We start from the raw sequence: 13,863 nt of genomic DNA on the forward strand, positions 1-13,863 counted from the left end.
TCCGGCAGCGGCAAAGCGCGGGCGGGTCATTGCCGCACCAGATCGGCTTGGGCTGCGTCCGAGATACGCCACGCCTGTATGGCTTGAACAACTGCCTTGGCCATTTCGTTCCGCCAGCCAGGATCAGTGATGTTAGTGCGGTCCCGTTCCGAGGACAAAAATCCCAATTCCAGCAAAACTGACGGAATATCTGGTGACTTGAGCACCGAAAACCCTGCGGACCGTAGGGGACGAGAGTTGAGCGGCAAGCCCTGTTCTTCAATTCCGGCTTTCAGGCTTTTGGCGAATTCTTCTGCGCGTGGCTGGGTTTCCTGCCGCGCCAGATCCATAAGAACGTCGGCCACGACATCATCGCTTTCGCTCAGGTCAATACCTGCGAGAATATCCGCCCTGTCGTGACGCTCGGCAAGTGCGGCAGAAGCCTTATCCGACGCGCTGTCCGACAGCGTGTAGACTGTGGCCCCATTGGCGCGCCCCTCGCTTAGGGCATCGGCATGGAACGAAATAAAGAGGTCGGCCTGAACCTGATGCGCCAGAGCAACGCGGCCCTCCAACGAGACGAAAATATCCTCCTCCCGCGTCAGGATCACGTCAAATTCCCCCGCACGAAGCAGCATGTCTTTCAGTTCCTTGGAAAAGGCCAACATCAGTTCTTTTTCATTGACGTCGCCCTGCTCGGCACCGGGATCAATGCCGCCATGACCAGGATCGATCACAACGACCAAAGGCGTATCGCCACGCTGACGTGGGCGGATCACACCCTTGAGCGGCGTTCCGGTTGCCTCCCATCCCGGCAAATCAGGCGCTCCTGAGGCTGCGGCAAAGCTCTCGGCGTCCATGTCTTCCAGTTGAATGGTCAAAATCGCAGCACCCGTCTGCGTGGCTATGGCCATATCGGCCCCTGCCACGCCATATGGACCGGCCAGATCGACTACCATACGGGACCATCCGGGTCGAAATCCGCCCATACGAACCGCGACAGCGCGCTCTGAGCGGTCAATACTCTCGGGCGTGGCCTCTCGCCAATCCACTTCGCGGAAGTCCATGACAAGGCGCGGAGGGCTTTGCAGGGTAAAGACGCGCCACGGCACGCCCTGGCTCAGCTGCAGGCGCAGCTCGACGCCATCCCGTGTATCGACGATCTCTGAAGCAGCTTCGTCAAAGCGCGCCAGACCGCTGAAGTCCTGCGCTACCGCCAGTGACGCCCATAGCGCCATGACACATCCCAGTATCACCCGGATCATTTCTGCTCGCCTGCCGTTAGGTCTGATTTTGTTTCAGCTTACACCAGCGCGCAGCGATTGCCCACTCAATCTTGTTATGACCGCGCGTCCATAAACGTCTTTAGCCGCGCAAGCCCTTCTTCGATATCAGCCGTGGAACGTGCATAGGAAAACCGCAGGGTGCCCGCCCCGCGCTTGGGGTCAAAATCAAGGCCGGGGGTCACGGCCACACCCGCTTTCTCAAGAATCTCGGCTGCAAAGGCACGGCTGTCTTCGGTCAGGTCGCTGACATCGACGTAAACGTAGAACGCGCCATCAGGCGGCGCGATACGGTCAAACCCGGCTTTCGGCAAGCCTTCTAGCATCAAGGCGCGGTTGGCCGTGTAAACATCCATATTCGCTTGCAATTCGTCGCCGCAATCCATCGCCGCTAGCGCGGCCAATTGACTGGCATGTGGCGGACAAATAAAGAGATTTTGCGCCAGACGCTCCACCACGCGGACGTGATCTTCGGGCACGACCATCCACCCCACGCGCCAACCCGTCATTGAGAAGTACTTTGAAAAGGAATTGATCACATAAGCGTCGTCGCTGATCTCCAGCGCGGTGACGGCCTTCGCCTCATATTCGATCCCGTGGTAAATCTCGTCACTGATGAAACTGGCCCCCTGCGCGGCGGCGGCCTGCATCAAAGCACTCAGCGATGCGCGATCCAGCATCGTGCCGGTGGGATTCGCCGGACTGGCCACCATCAACCCATCCAGATTGAGGCCTTCCAGATCACCCGGCACCGGCTGCAGGCGGTTTTCTGCCGCGGTTTCAATATCGACCGGGGTCAGCGCGAGGGATTTCAGGATCTGCCGGTAGCTGGGATAGCCCGGCGCCCCGATGCCAACCCGCGCGCCTGTGTCAAAAAGCGCCGTGAAGGCCAGAATGAACGCCCCTGACGAGCCGGGCGTGATCACCACACGCTCCGGCGACAGGTCAACATCATACCATTCGCCATAAAGCTTTGCGATGCGCGCCCTGAGCTGCGGCAGCCCAAGTGCCACGGTATAGCCCATCGCGTCGGTTGCCATCGCCTTGGCCAGCGCCTCTCGTGCACCATGCGGCGCAGGGGTTCCGGGCTGGCCCACTTCCATGTGGATGATGTGCCGCCCCGCTTCTTCGGCCTGGCGCGCAGCTTCCATGACATCCATCACGATGAAGGGATCGACCTCGGACCGGCTTGAGTTTCGCATTTGCTTCCCCGTAAACTGCGCTAACGTTTAGATGGGTTTCACTTGGAAAGCGCGACGCCGTCAATGTCTCTCTCACACATCTTACGTATTCTGACCGCAAGCGCCTTGTTGGCGATGCTTCTGGCACTGCCAGCACGGGCGCAGACAATCTTGCGCGATCCCGATATCGAACACGCCCTCAAACAGCTTGCCGCGCCCGTCTTACACGCCGCTGGATTGGGCACGGCGGGCATGCGGATACTCGTCATTGACGATGGCTCTCTCAATGCCTTTGTCATTGATCGGAATCATATTTTCCTCAATTCCGGCCTGATCCAGCGCATGGAAACGCCGGACATGCTGCAATCGGTGATCGCGCATGAGGCGGCGCATATCGCCAATGGGCATTTGACCCGGCGACCTATCAATCTGCGCAATGCACGTACGGCAGCTGGCATCGGATCGGCACTTGCCGCGATCGCTGCGGTTGCGGCGGGGGGTGGTGCCGAGGCGGCGGGGGCCGTCGCACTCGGGGCACAGACCACAGCACAGCGCCTCTTTTTCGTGCACACACGTGCTGAAGAGAACGCGGCGGACCAAAGTGGCCTGCGTTACCTGGTTGAGGCTGGGATCAGCACAGAAGGTGCGCTCAAAGTGCTTGATCTCTTTCGCGGACAAGAGCTTTTGATTTCCGCCCGACAAGACCCCTATGCGCGCACGCACCCTCTATCGCAAGATCGCTACCGTACGATGCAGCGCCTGAGCCAGGCACATGTTGGGCGTGAGACGCCCAAAGATACCGCAGCGTGGTACTGGTTTATGCGCGCCAAGGGCAAATTGTCGGCCTTCCAGCGGTCGCCGAAGTGGACCCTGAATCGCGCAGGTGAATCGGGCTATGCCGATATCAAGGCGATGCGCGAGGCAGTGGCTTGGCATCGGCGCGCAAATCTCAACCGTGCCCTGCCGTTGATCGACCAGGCGATCGCCGCCAACCCGAATGATCCCTACTATTATGAGCTTAAGGGACAGATCCTGATGGAAAGCCGGCAGTTCGACGCCGCCGTCACGGCCTATAGAAGTGCGGCACAGCTTGCGCCACGCAACGCACTCATCCAAGGGTCGTATGGTCGGGCTATGTTGGCCACGGGTCAAACGCAGGACGCTCTGCAAATGCTTGAAAAATCACGCGCATCAGATGGACGGGATCCGCGGCTTTTAAGAGATATGGCCACGGCCTATGCCAAACTTGGAAACACCGGCATGGCCTCGGTTGTGACGGCAGAGCGGTACGCCATGGTCAATCGGATGGAAGACGCCGCAATCCATGCCAAACGCGCATCGGGGCTTTTACCTCAGGGCTCCGCGGGGTATCGAAGGGCCCAGGACATCCTGTCAGCGGTCAAGCGCGCCGCTCGGAACAAGTAGAGTTTGGGGGAGAGCGAATGAAAAACTGGCTTATAGCAGCAGCAGCCGTCACGGCGCTCACCCTGCCCGCGCACAGCCTAGATGTGGACGGGATGAGCGATGCCGAGCGCGAAGCTTTTCGGGCGGAAATCAGGCAGTATCTTCTGGAAAATCCTGAAGTGATTATGGAGGCCGTCGCGGTTCTGGAACAGCGTGAAGCAGAGCAACAAGCCCAGGCAGATGTGGCTTTGGTTGCGGCAAATGAAGAGGCGCTGTTTGAGGACACTCACTCTTGGGTCGGGGGCAATCCAAACGGTGACATCACGCTGGTTGAGTTCATTGACTATCGCTGCGGGTTTTGTCGGCGTGCCCATCCCGAAATCGAAAACCTACTCGAAACTGATGGAAACATCCGCCTGATTGTAAAGGAATTTCCCATTCTTGGAGAGGATTCTGTAACCGCATCGCGCTTTGCCATCGCGGTGAAGCAGCTGGCAGGCAATGAGAACTACAAGGCTGTTCATGATGCCTTGATCGCCCTGCCGGGAGAGGTGTCTGAACCTGCGTTGCGACGGCTCAGCGATGCGTTTGACCTGCCCACTGATGATATTCTCGCGCATATGGAAAGCGATGATGTGACCGAAGTGATCGCGTCAAATCATGCCCTGGCACAACGTCTGCGCATTTCCGGCACGCCGACATTTGTGATGCAAACCCAGATGTTACGAGGGTTTGTTCCTGCGGATGACATGCTGGCGATAGCGGAAGATCTGCGAAGCGAATAACTTGCCGCAAGATTGCGCGCTAAGCTCTTATGAAATAATTATTATTCCGCAGCTTGTGCCGCTTCTACAGCATCAATTTCTGCGGCTTTTTTCTCAACCTGTTCGACGATGTGCTCAATCATCTCATCATTGGACAGTTTGTGACTGGCTTTGCCAGCCAGATAAACCATCCCCGATCCTGCACCGCCACCGGTAAAGCCCACATCGGTCATCAAAGCCTCGCCAGGACCATTCACAACACAGCCAATGATCGAAAGGCTCATGGGGGTTTTGATATGCTCCAGCCGCTTTTCCAGCGCCTCGACGGTCTTGATGACGTCAAAGCCCTGTCGCGCACAGGATGGGCAAGAGATGATATTCACACCGCGATGACGCAGCCCGAGAGACTTCAGGATTTCATACCCAACCTTCACCTCTTCCACCGGATCGGCGCTTAGGCTTACCCGGATCGTGTCGCCAATGCCCATCCAGAGCAGGTTTCCAAGACCAATCGCGGACTTGATTGTACCAGACACAAGGCCACCTGCCTCAGTGATGCCAAGGTGAATCGGCGCGTCCGTGGCCTCGGCCAGGGCCTGATAGGCAGCGGCCGCCATGAATACATCAGACGCCTTACAGCTTATCTTGAATTCATGAAAATCATTGTCTTGCAGCACCTTGATATGGTCGAGACCAGACTCCACCATCGCCTCGGGCGTGGGCTCTCCGTATTTCTCAAGCAGGTGCTTTTCCAGCGATCCTGCGTTCACACCAATGCGCATAGAGCACCCATGATCGCGCGCGGCCTTGATCACTTCGCGCACGCGGTCTTCTGAGCCGATGTTGCCCGGATTGATCCGCAGACAGGCCGCGCCGGCCTCTGCCGCCTCAATTCCGCGCCGGTAGTGAAAATGAATATCTGCCACAATCGGCACCGGGCTTTCGCGCACGATGTCCTTGAGCGCGCGCGACAGAATCCTCATCGGGCACGGAAATACGCACGATATCCGCGCCCGCCTCTGCGGCGGCCTGAACCTGTGCGATGGTGCCGGGGATATCCGTAGTGACCGTATTGGTCATGGTCTGCACGCTGATCGGGGCATCCCCGCCCACGGGAACGTTGCCCACCATGATCTGACGGCTTTCGCGGCGATAGATATTGCGCCAGGGACGGATGTGATTAAGCGACATGAGCGCGGGTCCGCAACGTTGTAAACTTAAACTGACAATAGGTTGCAGTGGCACAAGAGGCAATTGCCTTGCGGCGTTTAATCCTCGATTGGGGCCTCCGGCGTCTCTGCCACGCCCTGAAGCTCTGCCACGTAGCGCAGCAGGTCTTCATCCTGGTTAAGGTCAGCGACCTGCAAAGCGTCTGCCAACATCTGCGCATCCAGCGGCAAACCTGACGTCACCTGCCCGCTGGGCCCAGCCGGACCATAGTGCTGGCCGTTCATGGCAAAATAGATAGAACCGGATTCGCCCACGCGCAGCTCGGACGGTTCTTCGGTCACAGGGACATCCCAAGTGTCACCGGCATTCATGATTCCTTCGAACAGGACCGTGCCATCAGCCGCCCGAACACGAACCCAGGCCGGACGCACAGCCACCATGCGCACGCCCTGTGGCTGATCACTCAGAACCTGCGGGCTCGCAACCGGTGTTTCGATACCCGGCTCTTCCGCTGTTACCGAAGCAAGCGCATTGTTGGACGAGAAATTGGCAGGTGCCGTGTCAGAGGCGAAATTCGAAGGTGCCGTGTCCGCCGAAGGAAGTTCTGGACGGAACGTTCCCACTTCAGATGGATCGAGCGTGGAAATCGGCGCATCGCGCGCAGTCAGCACGGGCACATCAAGCGCCTGTGGACGGTAAAGCCGATCCAGCCGTTCATCCCGCGGCGCCTCAAAGCCATTGTCTGCTGTTTGGGCCGGATCCTCGGTGCTCTCCACACCCGGAGGTGCCACCACGACACCGTTCAGGGGATCAAGATCGCTGAGAACATCAGGTGTGTTTTCCACGGGTGCAAACTGCACGCGTTGAACTTCATTCAGAACGCTCCAGCCGCCGTAGCCAATCCCGCCGATGAGCAGCATCAGAACAAGGGCCGACCCAATCGCGCCGGGTTCAACGCCGGACACAATGGAATCCTTGGCCGGGACAAAGGGTGTCTTGGGAACCGCAATCGGATCCTCGCGATGCATCTTGCGGCGCGCTTTGGCAATCTCGCCACGCCGCAGGCTCGACGCCTCTGCGGACATACCGTGCGCAATGGAAAACCCGCTTTCCTGACAAAAGCCTTCAAATGCCTTGTCGGGGTCCATGTTCAGATAGCGCGCATAAGAGCGCACATAGCCGGGAATAAAGCCGGGTGTGTCAAAGGCATCGGGATCGCAATTCTCGATCGCAGCCACATAAGAGGCCTTGATCCGAAGCTCGCGTTCCACATCCAGCAGAGATTTGCCCATGGTCGCGCGTTCGCCGCGCATCATGTCGCCAAGGCGCAGGTCAAATGCATCGAAACCGCGAGGTTCGTCTCCCGGTTCGTCTGACACACGTTTTGACCGGAAACCGATCATACCCTTACTGCCTTTGTCCTATGCCTGCTCGCAATCTCATGATTCGCGTGCATCCCGCCCGTCTCACATAACTGTAACATATCGCAGATGCGAATGCACCCGCAGCACGTTTATGCAGACAATTCGGACCGATTTAAGGCGCAATGGCTCCAAAGTGCGTCCATTGCGTGGACAAGTTGGTCAATTTCTTGCGGCCCATGCACCGGAGATGGCGTGAAACGAAGCCGCTCAGTGCCTCTTGGAACCGTGGGGAAATTGATCGGCTGGACGTAGATTCCATAGCCGTCGAGCAGCATGTCACTGAGCTTTTTGGTATGAACCGGATCACCAACGATGACAGGCACAATGTGGCTTCCATGATCAATCAAAGGAAGTCCAAGCCCCTTGAGCCGCAGCTTAAGCGTCTTGGCTTGTGTCTGGTGCAGATCACGAAGCGCCTGATCGGTTTTGAGATGCGCCACGGATGCCGCCGCGCCAGCCGCCACCGCAGGTGGCAGGGATGTGGTGAAGATAAAGCCCGGCGCATAAGACCGTATGGCATCGCACATCTTGGCCGTCGCCGCGATATAGCCGCCCATCACGCCAAAGGCTTTGGCCAGCGTGCCGTTGATGATGTCGATGCGGTGCATCAGCCGGTCGCGTTCCGCAACACCTGCTCCGCGTGGCCCATACATGCCGACGGCATGCACTTCGTCGATGTAAGTCAACGCACCGAACTCGTCTGCCAGATCACAAATCGCCTCGATCGGAGCAAAATCGCCATCCATGGAATAGACCGATTCAAACGCAATCAGTTTCGGTGCATCCGGGTCATCGGCAGCGAGCAGTTCGCGCAGGTGATCCAGATCGTTGTGCTTGAAAATCCGCTTGGCCCCGCCATTGCGGCGCACACCCTCGATCATCGAGGCGTGGTTGAGTTCATCGGAATAGATGATCAGACCGGGGAACAGTTTTGGCAAAGTTGAGAGCGTGGCATCATTGGCGATATAGGCGCTGGTGAAAAGCAGCGCCGCTTCCTTGCCATGCAGGTCTGCCAGTTCGGCCTCAAGACGTTTGTGATAAACGGTTGTGCCGGAAATGTTGCGCGTGCCGCCCGAACCGGCCCCGGTGGAATCCAGCGCTTCGTGCATCGCCTCCAAAACGACGGGATGCTGCCCCATGCCAAGATAGTCATTGCCGCACCAGACCGTCACGGGCTGTTCGGTGCCATCCGGACGACGCCAGATCGCATGCGGGAACTGCCCCTTTTGACGTTCAATATCGATAAACGTCCGATACCGGCCTTCTTCATGCAGGCGCGCAATCGCTTCATCAAGCTTCGCAGAAAAATCCACGCGTCTTCCCTTCCTTGGCAGTCTGGCCTGGGTGGGCCACATGTCACCGAAATGACATGCTCAGGTTTCTTGGGACGGATATAGAACCCGTCGCTTGCAAGCAATAGTTTACAAATTGCCACGGGGGTCTCTTTGACCCAAATCAAGATGCTGGACAGTGCGCACGGGGCTGGTAGGGTCGCGCCAAACTCCACGACCAATGATTGGAGACATCTCATGTCCCTTGACGCCGTTTTGGCCCGAATTGATTCCGACATGCCGCAGGCGATGGATCGCCTGATGGAGCTGTTGCGTATTCCGTCAATTTCGACCGATCCAGCCTATGCCAAACCCTGTCAGGAAGCCGCCGATTGGCTGGTGGCAGACCTGCAAAGCCTTGGAGCGCGCGCTGAGAAACGCCTGACATCGGGCCATCCGATGGTGGTCGGCCATATTGACGGACCGGAAGGCAAGGACACGCCGCACCTTTTGTTTTATGGTCATTATGACGTGCAGCCGGTGGATCCCCTCGACCTGTGGCACACCGATCCGTTCCAGCCCGAGCTACAAGATACCCCCAAAGGTCAAGTCATTCGCGGGCGCGGATCGTCAGACGACAAAGGGCAATTGATGACCTTTGTCGAAGCCTGCCGCGCCTACAAGGCGGTCACTGGCACCCTGCCCTGTCGCATCACGTTTTTCTTCGAGGGCGAAGAAGAATCCGGCTCGCCTTCGCTTGTGCCTTTCATGGAAGAGAATGCCGCCGAACTGAAAGCCGACCTGGCCCTGATTTGCGACACGTCCATGGTCGCGCCGGGTGTGCCGTCTATTGCTTCACAATTGCGTGGGATGGTGAAGGAAGAGTTCACAATCCACGGCCCAAGAATCGATTTGCATTCAGGTCATTACGGAGGACCGGCGCTCAATCCGTTGCGCGAAATCTCTCGTCTCATCGCCAGCTTCCATGACGACACAGGCCGCGTGGCGGTCGAGGGATTTTATGAAGGCGTGCACGAAGTGCCGGACGATCTTTTGCGCCAATGGGAAAACAGCGGCTTTGATGAGGATGAATACCTTACATCCGTGGGCTTCACCGAGCCGCATGGCGAAGACGGCTATTCGACGCTGGTTCAGCAATGGGCACGACCAACGCTAGAAGTCAATGGCCTGTGGGGCGGGTATCAGGGCGTGGGCACCAAAACGGTGATCCCGGCCGAGGCGCATTGCAAGGTCACCTGCCGGTTGGTTGGAGATATGGACCCCGACGCGCTTCGTCGCAAGCTGCGCAAACATGTCGAGGACCGGCTGACCCCAGATGCGCGGGTAGAATGGAATGATGATCTTGACGGCTCGCCCGCGGCGGTGATGAACATCGCGCGCCCCGAGTTCGAAGCCGCGCGTCAGGCGCTTAGCGATGAATGGAACCGGGAGGCGGTCTTTGTTGGCATGGGTGGCTCGATCCCGATTGCCGGGTTCTTCAAGGAAATCCTCGGGCTGGATTCCATGCTGATCGGATTTGCCAACGAAGACGACGCCATTCATAGCCCGAATGAGAAATACAACGTCGAAAGCTTTCAAAAAGGCGTGCGCAGCTGGGCGCGGGTGCTGGACGAGCTGACAGGCTGATCTGTGATGATCCTGGGCTTTGAGGATCATGTCGAGATGTTGAACGGCATCGAGATTGCCTGGAGCATGGGCGGTGATGGCCCACCCCTGCTCTTGCTGCATGGCTTTCCGCAAACCCGCGCGCTTTGGGCAAAGGTGGCCCCGCAATTGGCCAATACGTACCAAGTGATCTGCCCCGATCTGCGCGGCTATGGCGCAAGCGGCAAGCCGCACCCCGTCAGCGCCTACAGCTTTCGCGAAATGGCGCGGGATCAGATCGCGTTGATGACCCATTTGGGCCATAAGAGATTTGCAGTGGCTGGCCATGATCGCGGTGGGCGCGTGGCGCATCGTTTGGCTTTGGATGCGCCGGGGGCTGTCTCAAAGCTCTGTGTCATGGACATTATTCCCACCCATACCCTACTCACCGAGCTGCGCATGGATGTGGCGCAGGCCTATTACCACTGGTTTTTCCTCGCCCAGCCCGAACCTTTCCCGGATCACATGATCGCCGCTGATCCGGATCGGTACTTTGAGTCCTGCCTGTTGGGTTGGGGTGCTGCCAAACTGGAGGACTTCGACGCCGACCAACTGGCCGCCTACCGCGCAGCCTGGCGTGACCCCTACACGATCCGCGGCATGTGCAATGACTACCGCGCGGCGATTTCCCATGACGTTGAAGATGATGCCGCCGATCTAGATGCGCAGATCACCTGCCCCACGCTTGTCCTCTATGGCGCAGACGGGGCCATGGCCAAAGCCTATGATGTGGCAGAGACCTGGGCTGGGAAATGCACGGATATGCAGGCCAAGGCTCTGCCTGGCGGGCATTTCTTTGTGGATTGCGCGTCAGATGAGACGGTGGACGTGCTGCAAACGTTCTTTGAGGACGCAGTGTAAGGTCCGCTTTGCGGACTGCACGGACCTTGCGTTGAGCCGTGCCAGCGGCGGACCGGGGGACGGCGCAACCGTACAATGATCGGCGCGCTTTATCCCGGCCAAGTCCGCCTGCCAAATAATCGTAGCACTGACGCCACCCAAAGCGCCGGCCCATCGGGCCGGTCCGGCGCTGGCACGGCGGGCCTGCGGCCCTCGATTCCGTGCCATGAGTGTGGAGAACGAAGGAACGGGATGAGCTAAATAGCAGACTATCGCATTGCGCAAACACTAGTCACGCGGTCAAGTCCGTTAAAACCACCCAGTATCAAGTCATAGTCGGAAACATTGGCGCGGTTGACGGGGCTCGAACCCGCGACCCCCGGCGTGACAGGCCGGTACTCTAACCAGCTGAGCTACAACCGCGCAGATCATGTTTTACAGCAGTGGCGCGGTTGACGGGGCTCGAACCCGCGACCCCCGGCGTGACAGGCCGGTACTCTAACCAACTGAGCTACAACCGCCCGCTGCAAGTCTGATCCTGAAGGCCCAGACGTGAGGTGCTTCTTAGGCTGCGCGCTTCGCCCCGTCAAGCGCTCTCAGTGGGAAATCACATGCAACGCCGCCGGATCATGTTGGCTTGCAATTTCGAAGGAAAATGGTGGGCGGTGAGGGACTCGAACCCCCGACATCTTCGGTGTAAACGAAGCGCTCTACCAACTGAGCTAACCGCCCGCCTTGCGCGCCCTCTAGCAAATGTCAGACCGCAGACGCAAGGGCAGAAGCGCATCGCGACCAAGTTTCGTCATCAAATGTGGTTATCATCTGCTTCAGGACGTTACGTCACGTCAAGATTTGGGCAAACACATCTTCTTTTTGGACCTGATTGAAGTACCAGTCGCATTGGTTGTGGTGAGGGGCATGGTAAGGAGATTTCGTCTGTGGCGTCCTGGTTTGTCGGTATTGCCCTTCCTCTGGCCTTGTACTTTGGCCTTGTTTTTCTTCCCAGAGCAGGCGCGATACGCCTCTTGATCCTGACGGGTATGGGACTTGGCGTGCTATGGACCGCCTACTTTCTGAAAGTTGGCGGCTCGGGTGCGCTTGATCCGGTGAAAGGCGCCTACAGCGTCCTTATGCTTTTGGCCTTTACAATTGCTCTTGTTCTTGGCGGTACAATGATGGTTATGAAAACCCGCCTGCCCGAGACCTGGCCTACATGGAGCTGGCCAATATGCGTTTTGGTCGCCCTTGTGGCCGTAGGGATCCCATTGGTCCGCATGTTCGGAATGTGAAAGACACCTTGCAGACTATCAGCGAAGGATAGAGGCTGTGCCATCCCTGACGTGATGCACGATCCCCTGCCCGCCCTCAAGCGACGACAAAGCCTCTGGCGACAGCCCAAGTGCAAAGCACCGCATCAGCCGCGATGTGACACCATGCGTGACGATGACTGTGGGGCCCTGCAACCGCATCAACCCGCTTTGCACCCGTGCGCTCATGTCTTCAATTGTTTCGCCCCCAGGAGCGGTGAATTTCCACAAATTCGGATCTTCCGAAACCGGTAATTCCGGGTGTGCCTTGGCCAGCGCATCCACTGTTTTTCCTTGCCACGCGCCCATATCAATCTCGGTGAAGGCTGTTTCAACTTTGACCGGCAACCCAAGGGTTTCATTCACGATCTCTGCAGTCCGCCACGCGCGGCCCGAGGGACTTGTCACCAGAACCGTGTCGCGTGTCAGCGCACAGTGCTTCAGGATGTTGCCCTGTGTTCGGGCCTGAGACAGGCCGGTCTTGGTGAGCGGGCTATCCAAGCGCCCCTGCAAACGTCCGACACGGTTCCATTCGGTCTCGCCATGCCGCAGCACCCAAAGCTCGGGCAGCTTGGGCACACGGGCTTGATCCGGCTGGAGTTTAGGCATGGCTATGATCCACACAGCGAAAAATGGTGGGCGATAACAGATTCGAACTGCTGACATCTTCGATGTGAACGAAGCGCTCTACCACTGAGCTAATCGCCCGCCGGAGAGCTGTCTAGCCACACAACCAGGTGCGTGCAAGTCTCAACTCAAGCTTCCCTGAGTGCGCGCTTTAGTTTTGCTGTTTGACCTGACGAATGCGCACAACGCTGATATCCGCGTTTGGGGTTTCCTTGCGTCGCTTGTGTACCATTCGCCCCAAAGGTTGAAGATTCATGGTCCGGCCTTCTGCAACGGCTTCGCCCATGACGGCGATCATCGCCTCAACCACCGGTTTGACTTTGTGCTTTGGAAGCTCAGCACGACGGCTCACCTCTTCGACCAGTTCCTTGCGCTTCATTTCGGTTTGCACAGGTGTCGCTATCGGGGCCGCAGGTTTGGAAACCGCCGCAATTGGCGCTTTGGATGCCGGAGGATCAGAAGGCGTCGGCGTGGATTTTGCCGCGGTCGCCTTGGCCGGCGTCGCTTTCACCCCTGCTTTTGGTGTCTTCGCCTTGCTGCTTGCACCTGACGCAACCGATTTGGATTTTGCCTTTGTCGCGCTGCGTGTTGCCATAATAACCACCCGATTGTTTATATTTTGGAAACAGCATACGGAAATCTACATTAAAGACCACCTCTCAGTTGACCTTGCCGTTTCAGGAAATGTAAACTGTTGCAGAATAAATTCTGGGGGAATTTACGTGAAACACTTAACTATTGCTGTCGGTTTGATTTTTGTGCTTGCGGCAGAGCCATCTCTTGCCGGGTCTTTGTCGGACCCTGTTGTGGAACCTGAAGTGATCGCTGAGGACTCGACGGCGAGTTCCGAAAAGCTTGAAGGCACATTGGCCGGTCTTGCAGTTCTGTTGATCATCCTCGGAGCTGCAGGCGCGCTTTAAACTCAAAGGTCGCTGCACAAGTCGCTCG

The 13,863-nt window shown here is 57.9% G+C and carries 12 protein-coding genes, 4 tRNA genes and 1 pseudogene; 6 read left to right on the top strand and 11 right to left on the bottom strand.

The window, feature by feature from the left end:
- Positions 1–26 precede the first annotated feature (26 nt).
- Complete coding sequence (locus RZS32_RS18090) at positions 27–1,244, bottom strand: N-acetylmuramoyl-L-alanine amidase (RefSeq protein WP_317054943.1); 1,218 nt, start codon at positions 1,242–1,244, stop codon at positions 27–29.
- Between the two features lie 74 nt (positions 1,245–1,318).
- Positions 1,319–2,464 carry a pyridoxal phosphate-dependent aminotransferase gene (locus RZS32_RS18095; RefSeq protein WP_317054944.1) on the bottom strand — a complete coding sequence of 382 codons (1,146 nt, stop codon included), beginning with the start codon at positions 2,462–2,464 and terminating at the stop codon, positions 1,319–1,321.
- 63 nt (positions 2,465–2,527) lie between these two features.
- Here RZS32_RS18095 and RZS32_RS18100 point away from each other — a divergent pair, with 63 nt between their 5' ends.
- Positions 2,528–3,868, top strand: a complete 1,341-nt coding sequence (locus RZS32_RS18100) for a M48 family metalloprotease (protein WP_317054945.1) — start codon at positions 2,528–2,530, stop codon at positions 3,866–3,868.
- Between the two features lie 17 nt (positions 3,869–3,885).
- Positions 3,886–4,632, top strand: a complete 747-nt coding sequence (locus tag RZS32_RS18105; RefSeq protein ID WP_317054946.1) for a DsbA family protein — start codon at positions 3,886–3,888, stop codon at positions 4,630–4,632.
- Positions 4,633–4,673: 41 nt separating this feature from the next.
- On the opposite strand, the pseudogene ispG reads toward RZS32_RS18105, so the two are convergent.
- From ispG to hemA, 3 genes and pseudogenes are all read right to left on the bottom strand, one after another.
- Positions 4,674–5,802, bottom strand: a pseudogene (gene ispG, locus RZS32_RS18110) (flavodoxin-dependent (E)-4-hydroxy-3-methylbut-2-enyl-diphosphate synthase).
- Between the two features lie 77 nt (positions 5,803–5,879).
- Complete coding sequence (locus RZS32_RS18115) at positions 5,880–7,184, bottom strand: helix-turn-helix domain-containing protein (RefSeq protein WP_317054948.1); 1,305 nt, start codon at positions 7,182–7,184, stop codon at positions 5,880–5,882.
- Positions 7,185–7,294: 110 nt separating this feature from the next.
- Positions 7,295–8,518: a 5-aminolevulinate synthase gene (gene hemA / locus RZS32_RS18120; RefSeq protein ID WP_317054949.1), complete on the bottom strand. Its 1,224-nt coding sequence runs from the start codon at positions 8,516–8,518 to the stop codon at positions 7,295–7,297.
- A gap of 216 nt (positions 8,519–8,734) precedes the next feature.
- Between hemA and RZS32_RS18125 the strand changes: the two genes are divergently transcribed.
- Positions 8,735–10,123: a dipeptidase gene (locus RZS32_RS18125; protein WP_317054950.1), complete on the top strand. Its 1,389-nt coding sequence runs from the start codon at positions 8,735–8,737 to the stop codon at positions 10,121–10,123.
- 6 nt (positions 10,124–10,129) lie between these two features.
- Complete coding sequence (locus RZS32_RS18130; RefSeq protein ID WP_317054951.1) at positions 10,130–11,002, top strand: alpha/beta fold hydrolase; 873 nt, start codon at positions 10,130–10,132, stop codon at positions 11,000–11,002.
- 325 nt (positions 11,003–11,327) lie between these two features.
- On the opposite strand, the gene RZS32_RS18135 is transcribed toward RZS32_RS18130, so the two are convergent.
- The 3 genes from RZS32_RS18135 to RZS32_RS18145 all read right to left on the bottom strand — a co-directional run bounded on the left by RZS32_RS18135 (position 11,328) and on the right by RZS32_RS18145 (position 11,713).
- Positions 11,328–11,404: transfer RNA gene (locus RZS32_RS18135), tRNA-Asp, on the bottom strand.
- A 21-nt stretch (positions 11,405–11,425) separates the two neighbouring features.
- Positions 11,426–11,502: transfer RNA gene (locus RZS32_RS18140), tRNA-Asp, on the bottom strand.
- Between the two features lie 135 nt (positions 11,503–11,637).
- A tRNA-Val gene (locus RZS32_RS18145) sits at positions 11,638–11,713 on the bottom strand.
- 206 nt (positions 11,714–11,919) lie between these two features.
- Between RZS32_RS18145 and RZS32_RS18150 the strand changes: the two genes are divergently transcribed.
- A complete protein-coding gene (locus RZS32_RS18150) occupies positions 11,920–12,270 on the top strand; it encodes a hypothetical protein (RefSeq protein WP_317054952.1) in 351 nt (116 codons plus the stop codon).
- Positions 12,271–12,288: 18 nt separating this feature from the next.
- Here the strand turns inward: RZS32_RS18150 and RZS32_RS18155 are convergent, their stop codons facing one another.
- The 3 genes from RZS32_RS18155 to RZS32_RS18165 all read right to left on the bottom strand — a co-directional run bounded on the left by RZS32_RS18155 (position 12,289) and on the right by RZS32_RS18165 (position 13,306).
- The gene (locus RZS32_RS18155; RefSeq protein WP_317054953.1) at positions 12,289–12,897 is read right to left on the bottom strand and encodes a histidine phosphatase family protein; all 609 of its coding nucleotides are present in this window, start codon (positions 12,895–12,897) and stop codon (positions 12,289–12,291) included.
- Between the two features lie 24 nt (positions 12,898–12,921).
- Positions 12,922–12,996 (bottom strand) — tRNA-Val (locus RZS32_RS18160).
- Between the two features lie 70 nt (positions 12,997–13,066).
- On the bottom strand, positions 13,067–13,306 hold the full coding sequence (locus RZS32_RS18165; RefSeq protein WP_339106745.1) for an HU family DNA-binding protein: 240 nt from the start codon (positions 13,304–13,306) through the stop codon (positions 13,067–13,069).
- A gap of 79 nt (positions 13,307–13,385) precedes the next feature.
- On the opposite strand from RZS32_RS18165, the gene RZS32_RS18170 reads away from it, so the two are divergent.
- Complete coding sequence (locus RZS32_RS18170) at positions 13,386–13,835, top strand: hypothetical protein (RefSeq protein ID WP_339106746.1); 450 nt, start codon at positions 13,386–13,388, stop codon at positions 13,833–13,835.
- The last annotated feature ends 28 nt before the right edge of the window (positions 13,836–13,863 follow it).

Origin of the sequence: Roseovarius sp. W115, assembly GCF_032842945.2 — a bacterium.
In the GTDB taxonomy this organism is placed as follows: domain Bacteria; phylum Pseudomonadota; class Alphaproteobacteria; order Rhodobacterales; family Rhodobacteraceae; genus Roseovarius; species Roseovarius rhodophyticola.

Bases quoted from the DNA above. Each gene is read 5' to 3' on its own strand.
- RZS32_RS18095 (WP_317054944.1), bottom strand. From the start codon at position 2,464: ATGCGAAACTCAAGCCGGTCCGAGGTCGATCCCTTCATCGTGATGGAT.
- RZS32_RS18115 (WP_317054948.1), bottom strand. From the start codon at position 7,184: ATGATCGGTTTCCGGTCAAAACGTGTGTCAGACGAACCGGGAGACGAA.
- RZS32_RS18090 (WP_317054943.1), bottom strand. From the start codon at position 1,244: ATGATCCGGGTGATACTGGGATGTGTCATGGCGCTATGGGCGTCACTG.
- RZS32_RS18105 (WP_317054946.1), top strand. From the start codon at position 3,886: ATGAAAAACTGGCTTATAGCAGCAGCAGCCGTCACGGCGCTCACCCTG.
- RZS32_RS18130 (WP_317054951.1), top strand. From the start codon at position 10,130: ATGATCCTGGGCTTTGAGGATCATGTCGAGATGTTGAACGGCATCGAG.
- RZS32_RS18125 (WP_317054950.1), top strand. From the start codon at position 8,735: ATGTCCCTTGACGCCGTTTTGGCCCGAATTGATTCCGACATGCCGCAG.
- RZS32_RS18100 (WP_317054945.1), top strand. From the start codon at position 2,528: ATGTCTCTCTCACACATCTTACGTATTCTGACCGCAAGCGCCTTGTTG.
- RZS32_RS18155 (WP_317054953.1), bottom strand. From the start codon at position 12,897: ATGCCTAAACTCCAGCCGGATCAAGCCCGTGTGCCCAAGCTGCCCGAG.